This window comes from Affinirhizobium helianthi (genome assembly GCF_042680945.1).
In the GTDB taxonomy this organism is placed as follows: domain Bacteria; phylum Pseudomonadota; class Alphaproteobacteria; order Rhizobiales; family Rhizobiaceae; genus Neorhizobium; species Neorhizobium helianthi.
On sequence record NZ_JBHUEQ010000025.1, the window covers coordinates 148,370 to 169,452 of the forward strand.

The 21,083-nt window shown below is 59.8% G+C and carries 21 protein-coding genes; 8 read left to right on the top strand and 13 right to left on the bottom strand.

Features of this window, described 5'->3' with window-relative positions; genetic code table 11:
- Window positions 1–2 precede the first annotated feature (2 nt).
- Window positions 3–788 carry an ATP-binding cassette domain-containing protein gene (locus ACFSE1_RS14305; protein WP_377402678.1) on the top strand — a complete coding sequence of 262 codons (786 nt, stop codon included), beginning with the start codon at window positions 3–5 and terminating at the stop codon, window positions 786–788.
- Window positions 789–824: 36 nt separating this feature from the next.
- Here the strand turns inward: ACFSE1_RS14305 and ACFSE1_RS14310 are convergent, their stop codons facing one another.
- From ACFSE1_RS14310 to ACFSE1_RS14330, 5 genes are all read right to left on the bottom strand, one after another.
- Complete coding sequence (locus tag ACFSE1_RS14310) at window positions 825–1,733, bottom strand: homocysteine S-methyltransferase family protein (protein ID WP_377402681.1); 909 nt, start codon at window positions 1,731–1,733, stop codon at window positions 825–827.
- A gap of 79 nt (window positions 1,734–1,812) precedes the next feature.
- Window positions 1,813–2,502 carry an ABC transporter permease gene (locus ACFSE1_RS14315; RefSeq protein ID WP_377402684.1) on the bottom strand — a complete coding sequence of 230 codons (690 nt, stop codon included), beginning with the start codon at window positions 2,500–2,502 and terminating at the stop codon, window positions 1,813–1,815.
- A 12-nt stretch (window positions 2,503–2,514) separates the two neighbouring features.
- Window positions 2,515–3,240: an ABC transporter permease gene (locus ACFSE1_RS14320; protein ID WP_377402687.1), complete on the bottom strand. Its 726-nt coding sequence runs from the start codon at window positions 3,238–3,240 to the stop codon at window positions 2,515–2,517.
- A gap of 10 nt (window positions 3,241–3,250) precedes the next feature.
- Window positions 3,251–4,024: a transporter substrate-binding domain-containing protein gene (locus tag ACFSE1_RS14325; RefSeq protein WP_377402690.1), complete on the bottom strand. Its 774-nt coding sequence runs from the start codon at window positions 4,022–4,024 to the stop codon at window positions 3,251–3,253.
- On the bottom strand, window positions 4,021–4,830 hold the full coding sequence (locus ACFSE1_RS14330; protein ID WP_377402797.1) for an ABC transporter ATP-binding protein: 810 nt from the start codon (window positions 4,828–4,830) through the stop codon (window positions 4,021–4,023). Before ACFSE1_RS14330 ends, ACFSE1_RS14325 begins: the two co-directional genes overlap by 4 nt.
- A 188-nt stretch (window positions 4,831–5,018) precedes the next feature.
- Between ACFSE1_RS14330 and ACFSE1_RS14335 the strand changes: the two genes are divergently transcribed.
- Window positions 5,019–5,489, top strand: coding sequence for an Lrp/AsnC family transcriptional regulator (locus ACFSE1_RS14335; protein WP_377402693.1), 471 nt, complete (start codon window positions 5,019–5,021; stop codon window positions 5,487–5,489).
- 40 nt (window positions 5,490–5,529) lie between these two features.
- On the opposite strand, the gene ACFSE1_RS14340 is transcribed toward ACFSE1_RS14335, so the two are convergent.
- A complete protein-coding gene (locus ACFSE1_RS14340) occupies window positions 5,530–5,910 on the bottom strand; it encodes a response regulator (RefSeq protein ID WP_377402696.1) in 381 nt (126 codons plus the stop codon).
- A gap of 278 nt (window positions 5,911–6,188) precedes the next feature.
- Window positions 6,189–8,183 (bottom strand): DEAD/DEAH box helicase, encoded by a 1,995-nt coding sequence (locus tag ACFSE1_RS14345; protein WP_377402699.1) that lies wholly within the window; start codon window positions 8,181–8,183, stop codon window positions 6,189–6,191.
- A gap of 240 nt (window positions 8,184–8,423) precedes the next feature.
- On the opposite strand from ACFSE1_RS14345, the gene ACFSE1_RS14350 reads away from it, so the two are divergent.
- From ACFSE1_RS14350 to ACFSE1_RS14365, 4 genes are all read left to right on the top strand, one after another.
- Complete coding sequence (locus tag ACFSE1_RS14350) at window positions 8,424–9,356, top strand: pirin family protein (RefSeq protein ID WP_377402702.1); 933 nt, start codon at window positions 8,424–8,426, stop codon at window positions 9,354–9,356.
- Between the two features lie 113 nt (window positions 9,357–9,469).
- Window positions 9,470–11,386 carry a 1-deoxy-D-xylulose-5-phosphate synthase gene (gene dxs, locus ACFSE1_RS14355; RefSeq protein ID WP_377402705.1) on the top strand — a complete coding sequence of 639 codons (1,917 nt, stop codon included), beginning with the start codon at window positions 9,470–9,472 and terminating at the stop codon, window positions 11,384–11,386.
- A 176-nt stretch (window positions 11,387–11,562) separates the two neighbouring features.
- Window positions 11,563–11,823 carry a hypothetical protein gene (locus tag ACFSE1_RS14360; RefSeq protein WP_377402708.1) on the top strand — a complete coding sequence of 87 codons (261 nt, stop codon included), beginning with the start codon at window positions 11,563–11,565 and terminating at the stop codon, window positions 11,821–11,823.
- 97 nt (window positions 11,824–11,920) lie between these two features.
- On the top strand, window positions 11,921–12,154 hold the full coding sequence (locus ACFSE1_RS14365) for a hypothetical protein (RefSeq protein WP_377402711.1): 234 nt from the start codon (window positions 11,921–11,923) through the stop codon (window positions 12,152–12,154).
- Window positions 12,155–12,257: 103 nt separating this feature from the next.
- Here ACFSE1_RS14365 and ACFSE1_RS14370 read toward each other — a convergent pair whose 3' ends face one another.
- The 5 genes from ACFSE1_RS14370 to ACFSE1_RS14390 all read right to left on the bottom strand — a co-directional run bounded on the left by ACFSE1_RS14370 (window position 12,258) and on the right by ACFSE1_RS14390 (window position 18,192).
- Entirely contained in the window at window positions 12,258–12,638 is a 381-nt protein-coding gene (locus tag ACFSE1_RS14370; RefSeq protein ID WP_377402714.1) for a pentapeptide repeat-containing protein, read from the bottom strand.
- A 53-nt stretch (window positions 12,639–12,691) separates the two neighbouring features.
- Window positions 12,692–13,699 carry a DUF4424 domain-containing protein gene (locus ACFSE1_RS14375; RefSeq protein WP_377402717.1) on the bottom strand — a complete coding sequence of 336 codons (1,008 nt, stop codon included), beginning with the start codon at window positions 13,697–13,699 and terminating at the stop codon, window positions 12,692–12,694.
- A gap of 141 nt (window positions 13,700–13,840) precedes the next feature.
- On the bottom strand, window positions 13,841–15,454 hold the full coding sequence (locus ACFSE1_RS14380) for a methyl-accepting chemotaxis protein (RefSeq protein WP_377402720.1): 1,614 nt from the start codon (window positions 15,452–15,454) through the stop codon (window positions 13,841–13,843).
- Between the two features lie 4 nt (window positions 15,455–15,458).
- On the bottom strand, window positions 15,459–15,785 hold the full coding sequence (locus ACFSE1_RS14385; RefSeq protein ID WP_377402723.1) for a hypothetical protein: 327 nt from the start codon (window positions 15,783–15,785) through the stop codon (window positions 15,459–15,461).
- 388 nt (window positions 15,786–16,173) lie between these two features.
- Window positions 16,174–18,192, bottom strand: coding sequence for a methyl-accepting chemotaxis protein (locus ACFSE1_RS14390; RefSeq protein WP_377402726.1), 2,019 nt, complete (start codon window positions 18,190–18,192; stop codon window positions 16,174–16,176).
- Window positions 18,193–18,426: 234 nt separating this feature from the next.
- On the opposite strand from ACFSE1_RS14390, the gene ACFSE1_RS14395 reads away from it, so the two are divergent.
- Window positions 18,427–19,203 carry a TlyA family RNA methyltransferase gene (locus tag ACFSE1_RS14395; RefSeq protein WP_377402729.1) on the top strand — a complete coding sequence of 259 codons (777 nt, stop codon included), beginning with the start codon at window positions 18,427–18,429 and terminating at the stop codon, window positions 19,201–19,203.
- Window positions 19,200–20,447 carry a class I SAM-dependent RNA methyltransferase gene (locus ACFSE1_RS14400; RefSeq protein ID WP_377402732.1) on the top strand — a complete coding sequence of 416 codons (1,248 nt, stop codon included), beginning with the start codon at window positions 19,200–19,202 and terminating at the stop codon, window positions 20,445–20,447. Before ACFSE1_RS14395 ends, ACFSE1_RS14400 begins: the two co-directional genes overlap by 4 nt.
- A gap of 12 nt (window positions 20,448–20,459) precedes the next feature.
- Here the strand turns inward: ACFSE1_RS14400 and ACFSE1_RS14405 are convergent, their stop codons facing one another.
- Window positions 20,460–20,714, bottom strand: coding sequence for a hypothetical protein (locus ACFSE1_RS14405; RefSeq protein WP_377402735.1), 255 nt, complete (start codon window positions 20,712–20,714; stop codon window positions 20,460–20,462).
- Window positions 20,715–21,083 lie beyond the last annotated feature (369 nt).

The window sequence follows — 21,083 nt, forward strand, 5'->3', positions numbered from 1 at the left end:
AAATGACGCAAGACAAAACACCTCTGGTGGAAATGCGGGACGTTTCCATCTCCTTCGGCGGCATTCATGCTGTAGACGGTGCCTCGGTCGATCTTTTCCCCGGTGAAGTGGTGGCGCTGCTCGGCCACAACGGTGCTGGCAAATCCACCCTGATCAAGATCCTGTCCGGTGCCTATCGCAGGGATTCCGGCGAAATCCTGATCAATGGCGAGGCAGCCGACATCAACAATCCGCGCGACGCCAAGAAATACGGCATCGAAACCATCTACCAGACGCTGGCGGTGGCCGATAACGTGGATGCGGCGGCCAATCTCTATCTCGGCCGCGAATTGCGCACCCCCTGGGGCACGCTGGACGATGTGGCGATGGAGGCCAAGGCACGCGAAGTGATGGGCCGCCTGAACCCGAACTTCCAGCGCTTCAAGGAGCCGGTGAAGGCGCTTTCCGGCGGTCAGCGCCAGTCTGTCGCCATTGCCCGCGCCATCCTCTTCGATGCCCGCATTCTCATCATGGACGAGCCGACGGCAGCGCTCGGGCCGCAGGAAACAGCACAGGTGGGTGAACTCATTACCCAGCTGAAGCGCGAAGGCATCGGCATTTTCCTCATCAGCCACGACATCCACGATGTCTTCGATCTGGCGGATCGGGTCTTCGTGATGAAGAACGGCCGTGTGGTGGGCCATGCCAAGACGCAGGATGTGACCAAGGATGAAGTGCTGGGCATGATCATCCTCGGCAAGGTGCCGCCGGGGGCAACCGCAGGCCCCGGCGCCATGCAGATGGCGTGACATGCAAAAGGCGGCCCGAGGGCCGCCTTTTCTCTATTACCGCGCCCGCAAAACGCCCGCCAGCGTATGGATATGGGCAGCGCCAATGCCGCAGCAGCCGCCGATGAGGCTCGCACCGGCATCGGCCCAGGCGCAGGCAAAGCGGGAATAGGCATCGTCGGTGAGATCTTTGCGGGTTTCGTGCAGGCCCTCATTGGCGGCGCTGTCATCGGCATCTGCCTCAAATGCGTTGGCATAAACGCCGATCTGCAGCGAGACACCCTTTTCCTTGAAGATGGCGGAGGCCGTTTTCACGGCCTTTTCCATCACCTCGGGCTTGGCACAGTTGAAGAGAAGCGCCTGCGCCCCGGAGCCTGCCGCCCAGGCTGCCGCATCGGCCACCGTTTCGCCGGAGCGCAGCTTGGGTTCGCCGCCTGCGACCTGATCCGCATCGTCGGCCAGGGTGAAGGATATCCAGAAGGGTTTGCCCGTTTCCTTGACAGCCACGCGCACCGCCTCACCTTCAGCGATCAGGCTCAAGGTTTCGCCGAGCCAGACATCCACATGGGGGTCAAGGTTTTCCACCAGAACCTTCAGGTAATCCTGCACGCGGGCGGGATCGAAATTCTCAGGCTCATAGGAACCGAAGATCGGCGGCAGGCCACCAGCAACTGTGACCGGACGGCCTGCGGCATCCGCGGCTTCACGTGCCAGCCTGCCGGAAAGGGCGATCAGCTGCGCCCCTTCCCGCTCGAAACGTTCTTCGCCAATGTGAAACGGCACCAGCGCATAGGAATTGGTGGTGATGACATCGGCACCGGCTTCGATGAATTCCTTGTGTACCTGCGCCACGATCTGCGGTGAATTGATCAGCGCGAGCGCGGACCATTCCGGCTGTTTGAGTTCTGCGCCAAGACGCAGAAGCTCACGGCTCATGCCGCCATCGAGAATACGCAAGTTGGTCATGGGATTGGCCTTTCAATGGAGCATTTCCAGGAAACCTGTTCCTGCGGCTTTCCACGCGGAAATGCATGAGAACAGAAGTTTATCGGCGTATCGGCACCTGAGCTTCTATCCCCTTGAAGCAGCGGGTGATGAGAAGTGTCAGGAACACATAGAAGAGGGTGACCACCAGCAGCGGCTCATAGACCAGAAGCGTATCCTGCCGCACCTTGTAGGCGACGGCATAGAGATCCATGACCGTGACCGTGAAAGCGAGCGGCGTGGATTTCAGTTGCAGAACGATTTCGCCTGCAATGGTGGGCAGCGCAATGCGGATGGCGCGAGGCAGCCAGATGCGGCGTACAAGCGTCCAGGGACTCATGCCGACAGCGCGGCCCGCCTCCAGCTCGCCCTTCGGCACGGCCAGCAATGCGCCCCGCAGCACTTCCGCCTCGTAGGCCGCATAGTTCAGCGTGAAGGAAACGGCGGCGAAGAAAAAGCCCTCGCGCAGTACCGGCCACATGAAGCTCTGGCGAATGCCGGGAATCATCGGCAGCAGCGAACCGACGCCATAATAGAGCAGCCAGAGCTGGATCAGCAGCGGGGTTCCGCGAAAGAAAGTGCAATAGGCGCGGGAGAGGTTTCGCGCCACCGGCCCGCCGCTGACCTGCGCAAAGGCAAGCCCGATGGCCAGCAGGAAGCCGAAAACAACGGAAATGACCAGAAGCGCAACGGTCTGATAGGCACCGTCCAGCAGCAGCGGCCAATATTTGATAACCCACTCGAACTGCATGACCCCGCCTCCTCAGTTGATGTGCGGCTGGCCACGCCGCACGCGGCGTTCCAGTGCCGAGAAGAAGACGTTCGAAACCAGCGTGATCGCCAGATAGAGAAGTGCCGCGGCAAAGAAGAACAGGAAATAATGCTTGGTATTGGCACCGGCCAGCCGCGTGGCCAGCGCCAGTTCCTGATAACCGACCACAGCCACCAGCGCGCTGTCCTTGGTAACGGACATCCACAGATTGGCCATGCCGGGCAGCGCATTGGGCAGAAGTGCCGGCAGTGTGACACGGCGAAACACCAGAAACGGCGAGAAGCCGAAGGCGCGGGCAGCCTCGATCTGTCCGGCCGGAATGCCCAGAATGGCGCCGCGCAGCACCTCCGTCATATAGGCTCCCTGTACGAAGCCGAGAACGAAGACGGCGGCCATGAAGGCATTGATTTCAACCGGCGGCAAAGCCAGTGCCGCCAGCACCCGGTTGAGGCCATCCGTGCCGGCGTAATAGAGGCCGACGATCAGGATCAATTCCGGCACGGCACGAATGATAGACGTATAGGCGTCGAAGACGAAGGCAAGCGGCCTATTGCCGGAAAGCTTGGCCGTTGCACCGACAAGGCCGATCGCAATGCCGATGGCATAGGCCATTGCGGAAATGGCGACCGTGGAGAGCGCGCCGGTCAGCAGCGTTCCACCCCATCCCGGAGGATAGGGGGAAAGCAGTTCCCACATGCTCATCTGATTGGCCGCCATCTAGATGATTTTACTTGGCACCATAGATGTCGAAATCGAAGTACTTCTTCGAAATCTCATCATATTTGCCGCTGGCGCGAACAGCGGCGATGGCATCGTTCAGCTTCTTCTTCAGCTCGCCATCTTCCTTGCGCAACCCGCCGCCAACGCCAAGGCCCAGCACTTCCGGGTCATCCGCAACATTGCCCATATCGGCGCAGCAATCCTTGCCTGCCTGGCTGTTGAGGAATTCGTTCAGCACGATGGAATCGGCGAAGACATAATCGATACGGCCATTGGCCAGATCCTGAAGCGCTTCATCCAATGTCTGATAGGTCTTCTCGTCTGCCTGCTTGGCGAAGTGCTTGTTGTAATATTCGGTCTGGATGGTGGAAACCTGAATGCCGATGGTCTTGCCCTTCACGTCATCGGCCGTGGTGCCCGGCTTCTGGTCCTTGGGGCCGATCAGCTTGCTCGGCGTCTTGTAGTACTTGTTGGTAAAGTCGATTGTCTTCAGACGCTCATCCGTGATGGACATGGAGGCCCAGATCACATCCAGCTTCTTGGCGGTCAGAGCCGGGATCAGACCATCCCAGGAGGATTCCACGATTGTGCACTTTTCCTTCATTTCCGCGCAAACGGCGTCCATCAGCTCGATTTCCCAGCCCTTCCAGGTGCCGCTGGCATCCTTGGCGAAGAAAGGCGGATAGGCCTCGTTCAGAATGCCGAAGCGAACCTCGGCCTGTGCCGCGAAGGCCGAGGCGATGAAGGCTGCGCCTGCGAGGAGAAGAGAAAATGGCTTCATGGAACCTGATCCTTTGGAGGTGAAGACGCGCGGGCAAAGCCGCTGGTGAAAGCACGCGCCCGCTCTGTCTGCGGCGCATCGAAAATCTGTTGCGGTGAACCCTGCTCGGCAATTTCGCCCTTGTCGAGAAAAATCACCTGGCTGGAGACATCGCGGGCAAAGGCCATTTCATGCGTCACGAGAAGCATGGTGCGCCCCTCCTCCGCCAGATCGCGGATAACCTTCAGAACCTCGCCCACAAGCTCCGGGTCCAGCGCCGAGGTCGGCTCATCGAAGAGCATGACCGCCGGATCCATGCACAGTGCGCGGGCAATGGCAGCGCGCTGCTGCTGGCCGCCGGAGAGAAAGGCCGGATAGGCATCGCGCTTTTCGGAAAGGCCGACCTTGGCCAGCATGGCCTCCGCCTTTTCAATCGCCTCGCGCCGCGCCACGCCCTGCACATGCACAGGCGCCTCGATCAGGTTCTCGATCACCGTACGGTGCGCCCAGAGATTGAAGCTCTGGAAAACCATGCCAAGCCCGGTTCTCAAACGTTCCAGCTGCCTGCGATCCACCGGCTGCAATCCGCCCTTGCGCGAAGGCTTCAGCCGCAGCTCTTCCCCATCTATGGTGATGCGGCCCTGATCGGGGCGTTCCAGCAGGTTGATGCAGCGCAGAAGCGTGCTTTTGCCGGAACCGGAGGAGCCGATCACGGAAATCACATCGCCGCGCCTTGCCTCCAGCGAAACGCCGCGCAGCACCTCCAGACCCGCAAAGCTTTTGTGCAGGTTTTCAATTTTCAGGGCTGGATGATTGCGTTCCACTATGCACTGCCGGTCGGTTCTTGAGTTCGCGCACAATAAAGGGATATTGCGCGGATTATTTTCGCTGATTAACAAAATGCCGCATAAATTCCGCGCTCGAAAGCAAGAAATGCATCTTTAATGCAAGCTGGACGGAATTTTCCCCTACGGCTATGACTTCATGCGCAATAACTGAATAGAGGAGCGCAGACATGTCGGAAAGCTTGGACGAGTTTGATCGCGCCATTCTTCAAACCATGCAGAAGGATTGCCAGTTGAAGGCGGAAGCCATTGCCGATGAGGTGGGGCTTTCCCCCTCTGCCGTGCAGCGACGACTGAAACGGCTGCGCGAAAACGGGACAATCCAGGCGGAAGTGGCGGTCATCAACCGCAAGGCCACCAGTTTTCCGATGACCTTCATTGCCGGCATGGAAATCGAACGCGACAATTACGATGCGCTGGCGCGCTTTCGCATCTGGGCCGAGAAGCAGGAAAACGTTCAGCAGGTCTATTACGTCACGGGACAGGTGGACCTGATCGCCATTATCACCGCCCGCGATGTGGAGCATTACGACGATATCAGCGCACAACTGATGGCCGATAACCCGCAGATCCGCCGCATGACCACCAATGTGGTTCTGCGCGACGTGAAGGTGGGGCTGCATGTGCCGGTGACGGAGTGAAGGCCAGCTTTCGGCCGGGCCTACAGGCTGCCGGGCAGTTTTAACCCAGCATGTCGCGGATAGTGTCCAGCAGCCTATCCTCACGATAAGGCTTGGAGAAGAAGCGCGTTTCCGCCGGGATCTGGTCACCCGGATCGGCCAGATGGCCGGAAATGATGATGACCTTGATGGGCGGCCAGCGATCCCGGATCAAGGCGGCCAGGCGCATTCCGTCAATGCCGTTCGGCATATCCACATCCGTCATGACGAGGCGGATATCGGGCCGCGCCTCGAGAATGGAAATGGCTTCCGTCGCATTGGCCGCCAGCACCGCCACGTAACCCGCATCCTCGATGAGATCCATGGCCGCGAAACGCTGCAAAGGCTCATCCTCGACGATGAGAATGACGTGAGGTGCCGCATCATTGATCTGCGAAGTCATCTATCTTGCCGCAACTGGGAAACCAGCCCTTTCATACGGGCTCTCAGTCCCGCAGGGTCATAATCGAAATCGCCGCTTCCGGTTCCGACCAAACCCGGGCGAATGAGGCGGGAACCGAAGCCGCGCCCTCAAAGGGCTGGCTCCGGAGGCCATCGCTCTCATATCAGGCAGGCAAGAGAATGTCCCCACCATGCACGCCGTTGGTAATCCACCGGACAGAGGACATATGCCCCGCATCGCTTCAGGCTTTGCGGGGATAATTCACAAGCGAGAACAGCTCAGCCCCAGGTCTTGCCCTTGCTGTTGGCCTGCTTGGGCTTGCCCTTTTTGGCGAAGGGTTTTGCGCCATCCTTGGCAAAAGGCTTGGCGCCTTCCTTGGCGAAGGGCTTTGCGCCGTCGCGGGCACGCGGGGGCTTGTCCGCATAGGCGCGGTCACCATGAGGACGATCGTCTGAGAAGCGCTTCTTCGGCTTGTCCTTCGCCCAGTCATCGCGGCGTTCGCCACGCGGTTCGCGACGGGCATCGTCACGACCTTCCGTGCGGGCCGGACGATCTTCGTAAGCGCGCTTGGCGAAAGGCTTGCCCTCGCCACGGCTTTCGCTGCGGCCTTCGTTCTGGCGGGAAAGGTCCGGCATGCCATCCAGCGGCGTGACCCGCACGCCACGCTCCAGCGTCTTGTTCGGGCCGATGGCACCGAGGAAATTATCGGCCTGATCGGCGGAAATTTCCACATAGGTTTCCTGGGGCTGCATCTTGATTGCGCCGATATCGGCCTTCGTCAGGCCGCCATTGCGGCACAGCATCGGGATAAGCCAACGCGGTTCCGCATTCTGCTTGCGGCCAACCGAAAGCGAGAACCAGACCGAGGGGCCAAATTCACCGCGTGGCGCACGTGGGGTAGGTTCGAATTCCTGCCGTTCGCGCCCTTCGCGGGGTTTGCGTGCATCCTTCGGCTGAATGGAAACGGGGATCAGATCTTCCGGTGCTGCGTTGCGGGCGCGGTGCAGTGCTACCAGCGCCGTCGCCAGACGCTCGGCACCATACTGCTCGGCCAGCTTGCCGATGAGATCGTTCTCTTCCTCGCGGGCCTCTTCCTCGAAAATCGGATCGGACAGCAGACGTTCCTGATCGCGGGCAATCACCTCTTCGGCGCTCGGCGGCAGCACCCAGTTTGGCGTGACCGCCGCACCGCCCAGCAGGCGTTCAGCCTTGCGGCGCTGGTTGATGGGCACCACCAGCGCGCTGATGCCCTTGTTGCCGGCGCGGCCGGTGCGGCCCGAACGGTGCAGCAGCGTTTCAGAATTGGTGGGCAGGTCGGCGTGAATGACCAGTTCAAGGCCCGGCAGATCGATACCGCGGGCGGCGACATCCGTGGCGATGCAGACGCGGGCGCGGCCATCGCGCATGGCTTGCAGCGCATGGGTGCGCTCGTTCTGCGTCAACTCACCCGACAGCGCCACGACGGAGAAGTTGCGGTTGCTGAGGCGTGCAGTCAGATGGTTCACATTGGCGCGGGTGGAGCAGAAGACAATGGCGTTCTTCGCTTCATAAAAGCGCAGCACGTTGACGATGGCGTTTTCGCGGTCGGCAGGGGCCACCATGAGGGCGCGATATTCGATATCGGCATGCTGCTTTTCTTCCGTCGCCACCTCAATGCGCATGGCATTGCTCTGGTACTGCTTGGCAAGCTTGGCGATGCCGGAAGGCACGGTGGCCGAGAACATCAGCGTGCGGCGATCATCCGGTGCCGATTGCAGAATATATTCCAGATCTTCGCGGAAGCCGAGATCCAGCATCTCATCCGCCTCATCCAGCACGGCCACGCGGATATTCGACATATCCAGCGCATCGCGGCGGATATGGTCGCAAATGCGGCCCGGCGTGCCGACAACGATATGGGCGCCACGTTCCAGCGCACGGCGCTCGTTGCGGATATCCATGCCGCCGACGCAGCTGGCAATCACGGCACCCGTCAGCTCATAAAGCCATTCGAATTCGCGCTTCACCTGAAGCGCCAGTTCGCGCGTTGGCGCAATGACGAGCGCCAGGGGAGCGCCCGCGCGGCCAAATTTTTCTTCCTCGTCCAGCAGGCTCGGCGCCATGGCAATGCCGAATGCAACTGTCTTGCCGGAGCCGGTCTTGGCGGAAACCAAGGCATCGCGGCCAGCAAGGTTGGGGTCCAGCATGGCTTGCTGAACAGGAGTGAGGGTTTCATAGCCACGCTTTGACAACGCCTTGGCAATCGCCGGAACGGCGTTCTTCAGTTCGGACATCGATGTTCTTTCGGAATTAAGGGATCTAGCGCATTGGCGCGCCGCCGCACGACCGTGCAGCGCAACATGCCGCTTCCTACTGATTTAAGGCACGAATGTCAAAAGCGAAGGCCGCGATGCAGCCCTTCAAACCGTGCATGGCTAATACGATGTGATCGTGACACCGCAAGATTGGACTATTCTCATGCAGGATTCGCCCCTAGATTGCTGCATAGGTGCAATCGCGGAGATCCTTCGCCCATGTCATTCTTTCCCGGAAACGATCCCGCGCCCGGCGATGCCTTCGCCGGCGATGCCTTCGCCTGCGATGCCATCGAAAACCTCATCATTCCGCGCTCCAGCGATATTGGCGGGTTTGAGGTGCGCCGCGCGCTTCCCACGCGCCAGCGGCGGCTGGTGGGGCCTTTCATCTTCTTCGATCGCATGGGGCCTGCGGTCTTACGCGCCGATGAGGCGCTGGATGTGAAACCGCATCCGCATATCGGCCTTTCGACCGTGACCTATCTTTTCGACGGCGAAATCAAGCACCGCGACAGCCTTGGCACCGAGCTTGTGATCCGCCCCGGCGATATCAACCTCATGACGGCGGGGCGCGGCATTGTGCATTCGGAACGCACGCCTGAGAATTTGCGCGGCCATCCGCTGGCCATGTCCGGCCTGCAAACATGGCTTGCCCTGCCAGACGAGAAGGAAGAAATCGACCCCTCCTTTGCCCATACGGCCAGAAGCGACATGCCGCTGATCGACCTTCCCGGCATTTCCGGCCAAGTGGTGATTGGAAGCCTCGATGGGCTTGCCTCCCCGGTCAAGACCTTCACCGATACGCTTTATGTCGATCTGCGGCTGGAGGCCGGACGCCGCTTCCCCTTCTCCGCCCGATCGGAGGAAAGGGCCATCTACATTCTTTCCGGTTCGCTTGGCGTGGCGGGGGAACGATTCGCGCAGGATCAGCTGCTTGTCTTTCGCCCGGGTGACGAGATCACGCTGGAAGGCGGGCCGGAAGGCTGTCACATCATGCTGTTTGGCGGTGCAGCGCTCAATTCCCGCCGCTACATCTGGTGGAATTTCGTTTCCTCCTCGAAAGAGCGGATCGAGCAGGCGAAAGAGGAATGGAGAACCGGGCGCTTCGACATCGTTCCGGGGGATGAAGAGGAGTTCGTGCCTTTGCCTTGAAGAGGAAATCCTATAGAAGCGCAAGGCAACGACACTTGAAAAAGCCGTGTTTCTTATCAATTTGAGTAGAAACGCAAGGCTCCGGATGAGAGAGCAGAAAAGGCCAGAACTCCGTGACATCCAACCCAAAGACGCCTCTGCTGGATCAGGTTCATCTTCCTGCCGATCTGAAGCACGTTGAAGATCGAGACCTGCCCCAGCTTGCGCGCGAACTGCGCGACGAGATGATCGATGCGGTATCGAAAACGGGTGGACATCTGGGCGCGGGCCTTGGCGTGGTGGAACTGACCATTGCCATACACAAGGTTTTCAACACGCCGCATGACCGGCTGATCTTCGATGTGGGCCACCAATGTTACCCGCACAAGATCCTGACCGGACGCCGCGACCGCATTCGCACGCTGCGCCAGGAAGATGGCCTTTCCGGCTTCACCAAGCGGGCGGAAAGCGAATACGACCCGTTTGGCGCGGCGCATTCCTCCACCTCCATTTCCGCCGGTCTTGGCATGGCGGTGGCTGCCGATCTTTCCGGCACGCCGCGCAATGTCATTTCTGTCATCGGCGATGGCGCGCTTTCCGCTGGCATGGCCTATGAGGCGCTGAATAATGCCGGTGCGCTGGACGCCCGCCTCATCGTCATTCTCAACGATAACGATATGTCGATTGCGCCGCCGACAGGCGCGATGAGCGCCTATCTGGCGCGTCTTGCCTCGGGCCGCACCTATATGGGTTTCCGCGATTTCGGCAAGAAACTGACCGCCTATCTGGGCAAGAATGTCGACCGTGCCATTACGCGGGCCGTGGAACATGCACGCGGCTATGTGACCGGCGGCACCATGTTCGAGGAAATGGGCTTCTACCATATCGGCCCGATTGACGGACATTCCTTCGAGCATCTTCTGCCCGTGCTGCGCAATGTGCGCGACAATGCCAAGGGCCCGGTGCTGATCCATGTGGTGACGCAGAAGGGCAAGGGCTATCCGCCCGCAGAAGCTGCCGCCGACAAATATCACGGCGTCAACAAGTTCGATGTGATTACCGGGGCTCAGGCCAAGGCCAAGCCGAATGCGCCTGCCTATACAAGCGTGTTCGCCGATGCGCTGGTTCAGGAAGCAAAACTGGACGAGAAAATCGTTGGCATCACCGCCGCCATGCCTTCCGGCACCGGGCTGGACAAGCTGCACAGCCTTTTCCCGGAACGCACTTTCGATGTGGGCATTGCCGAACAACATGCGGTGACCTTTGCCGCCGGTCTTGCCTCCGAAGGCTATAAGCCCTTCTGCGCGCTTTATTCCACCTTCCTGCAGCGCGGCTATGACCAGGTGGTGCATGATGTGGCCATTCAGGGCTTGCCCGTGCGCTTTCCCATTGACCGTGCAGGCTTTGTGGGTGCCGACGGCCCGACCCATGCGGGCTCCTTCGATACCGGCTTCCTTGCCTCCCTCCCCGGCTTTGTGGTGATGGCGGCTGCCGACGAGGCAGAACTGAAGCACATGGTGCGTACCGCCGCTGCCTATGACGACGGCCCGATCTCGTTCCGCTACCCGCGCGGCGAAGGCGTGGGCGTGGACATGCCAGAGCGTGGCGAAATTCTTGAAATCGGCAAGGGCCGCGTGATGAAGCAGGGCTCCAAGGTTGCCCTTCTCTCCTTCGGCACACGGCTGGCAGACTGTCTTCTGGCGGCGGAAGATCTCGATGCCGCTGGCCTTTCCACCACCGTTGCCGACGCCCGTTTCGCCAAGCCGCTGGATCATGATCTCATTCGCCAGCTTGCCCGCCATCATGAAATCGTGGTGACTTTGGAAGAAGGTGCCGTCGGCGGCTTCGGCTCACAGGTCATGCACTTCATGGCCAATGACGGCTTGCTGGATAGCGGCCTCAAAATCCGCTCGCTCGTACTGCCCGACCTGTGGATGGATCAGGCCAAGCCCGAGGTGATGTATGCCAAGGCAGGGCTGGACCGCGCCGGTATCGTGAAGACCGTGTTCGATGCGCTGGGCCGTGGGGCGAAGGTTGGGGCGGCTGGGTGAGGCAAGAGATTGCCCGCCCGGGCAGAGAATGGCTTGAAGCCGTTACTCAATCCGCCGGACCGCCTAATTATTTCATAGAGCATGACTTGATTACGTAATCCGTCAGCTTAATTCCGCTGCGGACTGGAAACAGACTTAAGCAGCACAATCAATACTAGTGATTTGGGATGCAAGCTATGGAAACAGCAACGGAAACCCGGCCTCAGCCCTCGACCTGGCGTATTGTTCTCGCGGCAATCTTCGATTTCTTTACCGCATTCTGGGTTTTTGGCTTAGGCGTCGCTTACATTTTCGGCGGCATGACTGAGGCAGGCTTCAGCCTGAATGGTGCCCCGGCCCTCCTGTGCTTTGCACTGATCGTGGCCTACTTCGTTATCGGCAACAAATATTTCGGCGGCACAATCTGGAAGCATATTTTCCGGGCGCGTCGGCGTTAGTCTGCACCCCCTGCGATATTATTCGTCGAATTGAGGGTGTTACCCCACGGGCGAAAACTGTGGTAAGCGCCAGGCGAATAATAGCAGGAGTATACCAGTGAGCGAAGCGACCGTAGCAGATGCGATAAACCGCATCTACGAATCCCTCCAGGCGGATAATGCCGACCTTGACGTGCATATCGCCACCCTCAAAGCAGCATTGGCGCGCGAGGGCTTAAAGGAGGCTGTATTTGAGCCAGCCAGGCTCGCGCACAACAACCGCTCTGGCAGAAAGCTGATGCAGGCCTATTTTCGCCAGCGCGGTGTGACGGTCAAATTCTCGGGCCAGTAAGGGCTTCTAGGCGCATGGCGTACAATGGTTTTGCAAAAACGACATGCGCCGAAAGAACGACCTAAAGCGTCGGGAGCGGCCCTGAAAGACCGCTCCCAGTGCATTAGACTTTGATCTTTTCGTAGGCCATGAAGAGATCCGTTACGAGGACGCCGTTGATCTTCATCCCGGTCAGGTCGGCATTCTGAATGTCTGAGCCTGCCAAGGTAACGCCGCTTATCGTCAAGCCCGACAGGTTAGCGTTCGTGATGGAGACACCAGACAGGTTGACGTTGTTGAAGCGTGCATTTGCAAGGCTGACATCGTCAAAAACCGCCTCCCTCAAATTGGTGTCGGTGAATTGTGCCTTCGTCAAAACCGCGTAGAACCGGGCATCTGCGAGATTCACGCCATCGAAATGAGCGCCTGACATATCAGCCCGCTCATAACGAATGCCCTGCATCTGAGACCCGCCAAACGGGTTTCGTCCTTGGTCGTCGCTCATCGTTACTTCCTGCGCTTGAAGATGGCTACGAACCGGAGAGTTCCGGGCCGCGCCTATTGCGGCATTGGCGGGTTTGCCACCAAAAACAGTAGATCCAGATCCTTCTGCGGCCAGAAGTCTGTCTTCTCCATCACGAAAGTCGTCGGGCCGGTTTTCTTGATGCCGTCGGCGCAGAGGCTGATGTAGTTGTCTGGTTTGCCTTTATCGATTGTGAGCTTGAACTTGCCGATATTGCCGCTCCAGTTCGCGCCGGTTTTCAGCACATAGGAAAGCCAGGCTTCGGTATAGATCGCGCCACCGGAATTTGCGGCCTTTTCCAGCTTGGCGGCGGTTTTGACGAAGCTGTCATCCATGCAATAGCGGGTCTTGTACTCGTTGAAGCCCTCCGATGGCTTGCCGTTGCTGAGAAAGGAAATGGCCACCGTGCCGCCAATACTTGGCTTATAGCGATGGCTGACGCGCACATCCTTTTTCGCCGGAAAGGTTGTCTTCCACCAATAGGTGGAATGCATGGTCCAGATGGGGCGATAGATGGTTTGCCAGCCCTGCCCCGCATCGAATTCATCGGCGAAGATGAGGCCCTTGGTCTCCCACTCTTTCAGGATTTCCGGAGGAAGCCCCTTCAGCGCCTCTACGGCCTTATCGCTATAGGGCAGAAGCGGAATGTTGCGCCGCTTCAGCTCTTCTGTGAAATCCACGGAAAGGGCACTGGCGCGCTGCTGCAATTGCGGCTGGATCGATTGTCCATCCTGGGTGACGGTGAAGCCGAGGAAGTTATCGGCCTCGAAATCCGGGATGGCGACATTGCTATCCGGGCTGCCAGCGATATCCGGCATAGGGAAAGCGATGATGCTGGTCACATCCTTGTCGCTCTCATTGCGGAAGACATAATCCACCCGCACCTCATCCATGGAGAGAAACAGCTCTTCCTCAGCCATGGTGATATGGCTGGATATGACATATTCCAGACCGCCGGTGCGCAGCTCTGCCATTGTATCATTGGCCGCTGCGGACTTCGCCAGTACCAGAATGCCCGCAAGCCCAAAGATGACGTGTTTCACGCTGCCCCTCCCCGTCGATTCCCTGAGGGGAGATTACCCCAAACGCCATCGAAGTGCAGGTTTGAAAATCATTTCAGCCCAAACGAGAAAGGGCGGCATTCGCGCCGCCCCGCTGGAGGTTCTTCGAGAATATGTCCGGCCTCAGCCTGCAGCCCTCAGCCGGGGTGCCTGCCCCTGATGATCGGCACTGCCATCCCGCAGGGCGAACTGGGCAATCATCTTGCGCAGCTGATCCGACTGTCCGGCAATGGAGGTGGAGGCAACGGTAGATTGCTGCACCATCGCCGCGTTCTGCTGGGTCATCTGGTCCAGCTGGTTGACGGCGCTGTTGATCTGCGAAAGCCCGGTGGATTGCTCGCTGGCCGATTTGGCAATGTCGTCGATCAGGCGGTTGATCTGGATGACGCGCTCACCAATTCCCTTGAGGGTTTCGCCCGTCTGGCGCACCAGCGCCACGCCATTATCCACTTCGGACGAAGATTGCTGGATCAACTGCTTGATTTCCTTGGCAGCGGTGGCAGAGCGCTGCGCCAGCTCGCGCACTTCCTGCGCAACCACGGCAAAGCCCTTGCCCGCCTCTCCGGCGCGGGCTGCTTCCACACCGGCATTGAGCGCCAGAAGGTTGGTCTGGAAGGCGATTTCGTCAATCACGCTGATGATGTTGGCGATCAGCCCCGAGCTTTCCTCGATCCGACGCATGGCATCTTCTGCCTCTGCCACAACGGAGGCGGAGCGTACCGCGCTATCATTGGCCGCATTTGCCGCCATGCGCGCCTCATCGCTGCGGCGGGTGGCGGTGCTGACATTGGCGGTAATTTCGTCCAGCGCTGCGGCGGTTTCCTCCAGCGTGGCCGATTGCTGCTCGGTGCGGCGGGCAAGCTCGGTCGTGCCGCGCACCAGTTCAGACATCTGCTCATCCAGCGAGCCAGCCGTCTGGGATACGGAAGACAGGGTTGCCGACAATCTGGAGGCCATGCGGTTCAAATCGAGCCGCAGGGCTTCGAATTCCTCTGCGAAGGGCTCGGTCAGTTCCACATCCAGCCGCCCATCCGCCAATTGACGAATGGCTGTCTGGAAGGCAGCCGTCGCTTCCCTCAACTGCTGGCGGGCGCGCTGATCGGCCTGTTCCATCAAACGGGCACGCTCATCCGCCGCCTCAAGCGCCGCCTGCCTTTCGCGGGCTTCCAGTTCGAGACTGGCAAGCCGTGCAGCTTCCGCAGCTTCCGCCGAAGCTGCCGCATCCCGCATGGAGCGCACCTGTTTCAACGCCAGCACAATCAGAGCACCGGCTTCCAGAAGCAGGATCACCGCATGCATCACGACACGGCCAAAACCGGACGCTGCAGGAAACACGGCCTCCGGCATCAGGAAGAACAGCAGCACATGGTGCAGGGCCACCACAGCCGTGAAGGCCATGATGCCGCTGACGCTGAGCCATGCGGAGGAAATGGCCAGAACCGCGAAGAAATACATATGCATATCGCTTTGCAGCGGCGATAAGCGGAACTGATAGACAAGCAGGGCGACGAGCGCGGCATTGGCCATGCAGCTTGTCAATATGGTCGTTTCGCTGGCCGGGTCGGAGAACCACGCCACCGACGGCACCGCCGCGAGCACGACCGCCACCGTCACCACCACCCAGACGGTGGGGTCTGCCAGAAAAAGCCCAGCCACAAGGATGAACGCAACATTGATCCACAGAAGTGCGATCACGCCCACCGAAACCTGCCGTCTGAGCTGGGTCAAAGAATCCATGAAATCAAACCCCACAATTGGTCACAGCCGGCGTTCCCAGAACAAGGGCCGCACCGGAATTCATGATGGCACCAGCGAACTCGCCGGAGGTGGAAAAGGCAATCGCCATTCCCGGAAAAGCGCCCTCGCGCACGAAGACGCCGCCCGCCGAGCCGATCAGCTCCATGAGATGTGCAGGCGCCTGCGACGTCGAGGAAATAACGATGTAATAAGGGCCAGCAGGCCAAAGATTAACAAGCAGAAGGCCGAGGACAATCAGCGCCGAAAAGGCAATGAAGCACTTTACGCTCGCCCATGTTTCAGGCGTTACCCAGCCTTCTCTGCGCACCATGTAAAACCAGCCCTGCCCGCCCGATCCATTCAATAGAAAATCGATATGTTTTTCGCTCTTCAATAAAAAACGAAGAGATTGTCAGAAAAAATGAATTTCCATTGTCTCAACAATTCATCACTGCTTCACCCCTGAAATCGAAAGAAGAAGCTCTATTATTACACCTGATAATTGTTAATTCTTTTCATATGCGCCGATCCCCTTTATCGGATCCAATGCGTCGTTTCTTCTGGGGCATCTCGCTTTTGCCAGAGACGAAACGAAAAACGCCGCCCTGTGACAGAGCGGCGTTTCGTATGATTTGGACATGAAGGCAGAAGCTCTCAGTGTCTCTTCGTTCGAACGCAGTCCGGGGGCAAAGCCGCTAACGCACTTTGCTGAACCCGCTTTAGAACTCTTCCCAATTGTCCTGGGTCGGCTGAGCGGCAGGGGATGCTGCTCCAAAGGCTTTCGCCAGCGTGCTGTGCAAGGCTGTGGCCGGAGAGGCCGCGGGCCTGGACGTCGCGGTTGCGGCAACCGGGCCACGACCGGCAACAGCGCGGGGAGCGGCCTTTGCTGCAGGCTGCGCTGCCGGTTTGGCGGCTGGCTGGGCGGCTGGCATGGGCCGCGCCGCAGCGGAAGCCGTGCTGCTGGCCGAGGCGACCGGAGCCGAATGCGGCTTGGCGCTCATCGTACCCAGCTTGAACTGGCCCAGCAGCTCGTCCAGCGCGCTTGCTTCACGTGCCAGCGAATGGCTTGCAGCCGTCTGTTCTTCCACCATGGCCGCATTCTGCTGGGTGTTGTGATCCATGGCAGAAATTGCCTGGTTGATCTCCTGCAGGCCGAGCGATTGCTCCCGCGTGGAGGTCACGATTGCCTTGATGTTCTCGTTGATTTCCTGAACCTCGACGACGATGGCCTGAAGCGCATCGCCCGTTTCGCCGACCAGCGCCACCCCGGCATCCACCTGCTGGCTGGATGTGGTGAGAAGCGTCTTGATTTCGCGTGCGGCATTGGCCGAACGCTGGGCCAGTTCACGCACTTCCTGCGCAACAACGGCAAAGCCCTTGCCCGCTTCGCCGGCGCGCGCGGCTTCAACACCGGCATTCAGCGCCAGAAGGTTGGTCTGGAAGGCAATGTCATCGATCACGCTGATGATGTTGACGATCTCGCTGGACGACTTGGAAATACCCTCCATGGCGGAAACGGCGCGGCGCACCACTTCGCCGGAACGTTCCGCACCCACACGGGCACGCTCCACGCGCTGGCCCACATCTTCCGCGCGCTTGGCGGAATCCTTGATGGTGGTCGTGACCTCTTCCACCGCAGCAGCGGTCTGCTCGACGGATGCCGCCTGACGTTCGGTACGCTTGGCCAGATCGTCTGTCGCGGCGCGAATTTCGGCAGCACCGGCATTGATGGCAGAGGCATTGCGGCCAACGCTTTCCAGCGCATCCTGCAAGCGGCCAAGGGCCTGGTTGAAATCCACCCGCAGGCGATCCAGATGATCCGCGAAAGGACGCTCCAGACGGTAGGCGACATCGCCGGCTGCCAGCTTGGACAGGCCATCGGCCAGCGAATTCATGGCAAATTCGATTTCCGCCGTTTCGCGGGCCTTGCGGGCATCGTTTTCCTGGCGCTCGCGATCGGAGGTCTGGCGCATCTCTTCCGTTTCCGAAGACAGGCGAAGCTTCTCGATGGCGGCATCCTTGAACACGGCGACGGCCTTTGCCATCTGGCCCACTTCATCGCCACGGTCGAGCGCCGGCACGTCGATGCGATGGTTGCCGTTGGCCAGTTCGGTCATGGCATCCGTCATGCCGACAATCGGCGCGACAATCGCACGAGACAGAGCCCAGATCAGCCCGACGGAGATGACACCGGCCACCGCGCCGCCAATCATCAGCGTCCACAACAGTGCAGAATGGGCATTGCTTTGCAGCGCCACCATGCTTTTGGCAAGCGCTTCCGCATCGGCGCGCACCTTGGCAGCAGCCTGACGGAACTCACCCAGAGGAATGGCAGCGGTTGCGCCCTGGCCTTGCGCCTTGGCAATAGCGGCATTGAAATTATCGGCGGCAGCGCGCAATTGCTCGAGCGAGGCGAGGATTGCGCTCTTGCCCTTGGCGAGCTTCTGCGCCTGATCAAGTGCTGCAACAACGGCGCTGCGCTTGGCCTGGATGGCTGCTGAATGTTCACTGCTGCCGGTAGCAATGAAATCGCGGTGCGAAATGGCCTGTTCCAGCTGCGCTTCCGTGGCGGTGGAAACCGCAGCCACGATGTTCTGCGCCACGACAAGCCCTTCCGAAGCGTCCGAAGAACGCAAGCCCTGCCAATAGACCACGGCAGAGGCGCAAAGGCAAACAGACATCAGGGCAAGGAATGTCGTGATGATCTTTTTGTTGATAGACAGATCTCGAAAGGACATGGGGCACCGCGTTTCAGACAGTCAAATTCATTGGCGTTAAACAAACCCAAGTTCATTAAGATTGAGTTGAACAAGTGCATCAAACCAGCGGAAAAACAGAGGCGTCATCATATATTTAGCGTCGTCTTTTGACACAGTGGCGGATGGAATTGATGATTGTCATATCGGGCAGACTTTACAGCCCCGGAAGCGATTTTGCTTGCGTGAGGTTCGAAGGAGCGGCATGGACAGGCCATGACACCTTCCGAACCCCAAAGACTGGACCAGCTTCTCATCACACGCGGGCTTTTCGAGAGCCGGTCGCGCGCGCGCGATGCCATTCAGCGCGGCACCGTGATGGTGAATGGCGCGGTCGTGACCAAGCCCGGAACGCTGGTTTCACCTTCCGCCGAACTGTCTGTCGCCGATCCCGCCCAGGCCTATGTCTCGCGCGCGGCGCTGAAGCTCGTGGCGGCACTTGATCATTTCGACATCGACCCGGCTGGTCAGCTCTGTCTCGATATCGGCGCCTCCACCGGCGGCTTTACGCAGGTGCTGCTGGAACGGAACGCCCGGCATGTCATCGCCGTGGATGTGGGCCATGGGCAGATGCATGAGCGGATTGCGAATGACCCGCGCGTGACCAATCTGGAAGGGTTGAATGCCCGCAACCTGAGCGAAGACGATATCGACGCACAGCCGGTGGACCTGGTGGTTTCAGACGTCTCCTTCATCTCGCTGAAACTGGCGCTGCCGCCTGCGCTCACACTGGCGCGGCCGGGTGCGTTCTGCGCCCTGCTGGTGAAGCCGCAATTCGAGGCGGGGCGTGAAGCCATCGGCAAGGGCGGGCTGCTGCGCGACCCCTCCACCGCGCCCGACGTCGCCGAAGGGCTGAAGATCTGGCTGGAACAGGAGATGGGCTGGCAGGCCCTTGGCCTGATCCCCTCGCCCATTGCCGGCGGCGATGGCAATCAGGAATATCTGCTGGCAGGGCGCAAGCCGCTGGCACTATCGGACAAGCAGGACGCATGACCACTGAAACCGTCACCATATCCGCCCTCAGCCACAAGGGGAGCGGCATTGCCCATGGAGAGCGCGGGCCGATTTTCGTGCCTTACACGCTTCCGGGCGAAACAGTTGCCATTGCAAGGGTGAAGGATGAAGGCACCGTCATGTCCTTCGCCACCACATCACCGGATCGCGTGCAGCCAGCTTGCAAGCATTTTGGCCCGGAAGGCGTAGGCGGCAGCTGTGGCGGCTGTTCCCTGCAACATCAGGCAAAGCCCAGCTATAACGGCTTCAAGCGTGATCTGCTGGTGCAGGCGCTCAAATCGAAGGGTATTGAAGCGCCCGTGGGCGACCTGATCGAGGCACACCCCCATCAAAGACGGCGGCTGGTTTTTACCGTTCGCAGGCGGGAAAAGGGCCTCGTCATCGGCTTCAACCAGGCGGAAACCCATCACGTCGTGCCCGTCGAGGAATGTCCCATCGCGTCGGAGGCGCTGATTTCACGTCTCGACGCACTCCACGCCATTGCCCGCGCCACCGGCAGCGATGCCTTTCGCATCACCGTGACCGAAACCCTGACCGGCCTCGACATTTCCATGGACGGCTTGCGTGGCGGCTTGGGCGAGCGGGAGCGTCGCGCCGTGACGGAGACCGTGATCAAGCTGCAGGGCATTGCCCGCGTTTCCGGCAATGGCGAAATCATTGTGGAGCCGCACAAGCCACAGCTGGATTTCGATGGTGCCCGCGTGGTCATTCCGCCCGGTGCCTTCACCCAGGCCACCCGCGAGGCGGAAGAGGCCATGGCGAAGATTACCATTGAGCACATTGGCAAGGCAAAGCGCGTGGCCGATCTCTTTTCCGGCATCGGCACGTTTGCGCTTCGGATCGCCCGCAAAACCGCCGTACACGCGGTCGAATCCGAAGAGCGTGCGGTGAAGGCGCTGGATCAGGCTGCCCGCATGACGCAAGGGCTGAAGCCGCTTACGGTGGAGCGGCGCGATCTCTTCCGCCGCCCCATGACCCCGCAAGACCTTAAAGCCTACGATGCCGTGGTCTTCGATCCGCCGCGCGCAGGCGCTGAAGCACAGTCGGCAGAACTTGCTCGCTCACAGGTGAAGAAGATCGTGGCCGTCAGCTGCAATCCGCTGACGCTGGCCAGGGATCTTTCGATCCTCACCAAGGGTGGCTACAAGATCCGACAGGTTATTCCGGTCGACCAGTTCCTCTGGTCGCCGCATGTGGAGGCGGTCGCTCTGCTGGAGCGATAGCAGAGCCTGCGATCAACCACCCAGTTGCAGGGTGCCGGTTCCCGTCACATTCGGGCAGCGGCAACTGCCGCCGACACGCCCCTCAGGGGCACGGCAGACATTGGGATATTGCTGGTCAGCGCTTCGCGGTGGCGGCACCACACAGACATAGCGCTGGCGCGGCTTGTAATCATCGCTGTTATAGGTGCGGGAATCGGGCCCTTGCTGGGCCATGGCCGCACCAGCACCGGCAGCGAGGAATGCAAGAGCAAGCGTCGCGATCTTCATGAAGCGTCTCTCCTTGAAACTGCGGCAGAGGTTGGCCACTGAGGGCTTATACCAAATGTCGATGATATGAACCGATTGCGTGGGCCCGGAGGCCTTCATCCGACGAGGAGCACACCGGAGAGCGATGCTTTTGCATCGGTCGAGGATTGCGACATAGTCGGGGGAGGAAATCCGGCCCATCCGAAGGACCGGGCGCTTTTGATTTGCGGACATCGTCGAAAATCCGCGCCGGACCATCGGGTCCGACTGTGGTTTTCTCCTTGCCGCAAACCAAAATCGCTCCGGCGCAATCGGTTTCTATCATCAACATTTGGTATTAATGCTGCGTGAACGAATGTGAAAGGGGCGCGATTGCGCCCCTTTCGTTTT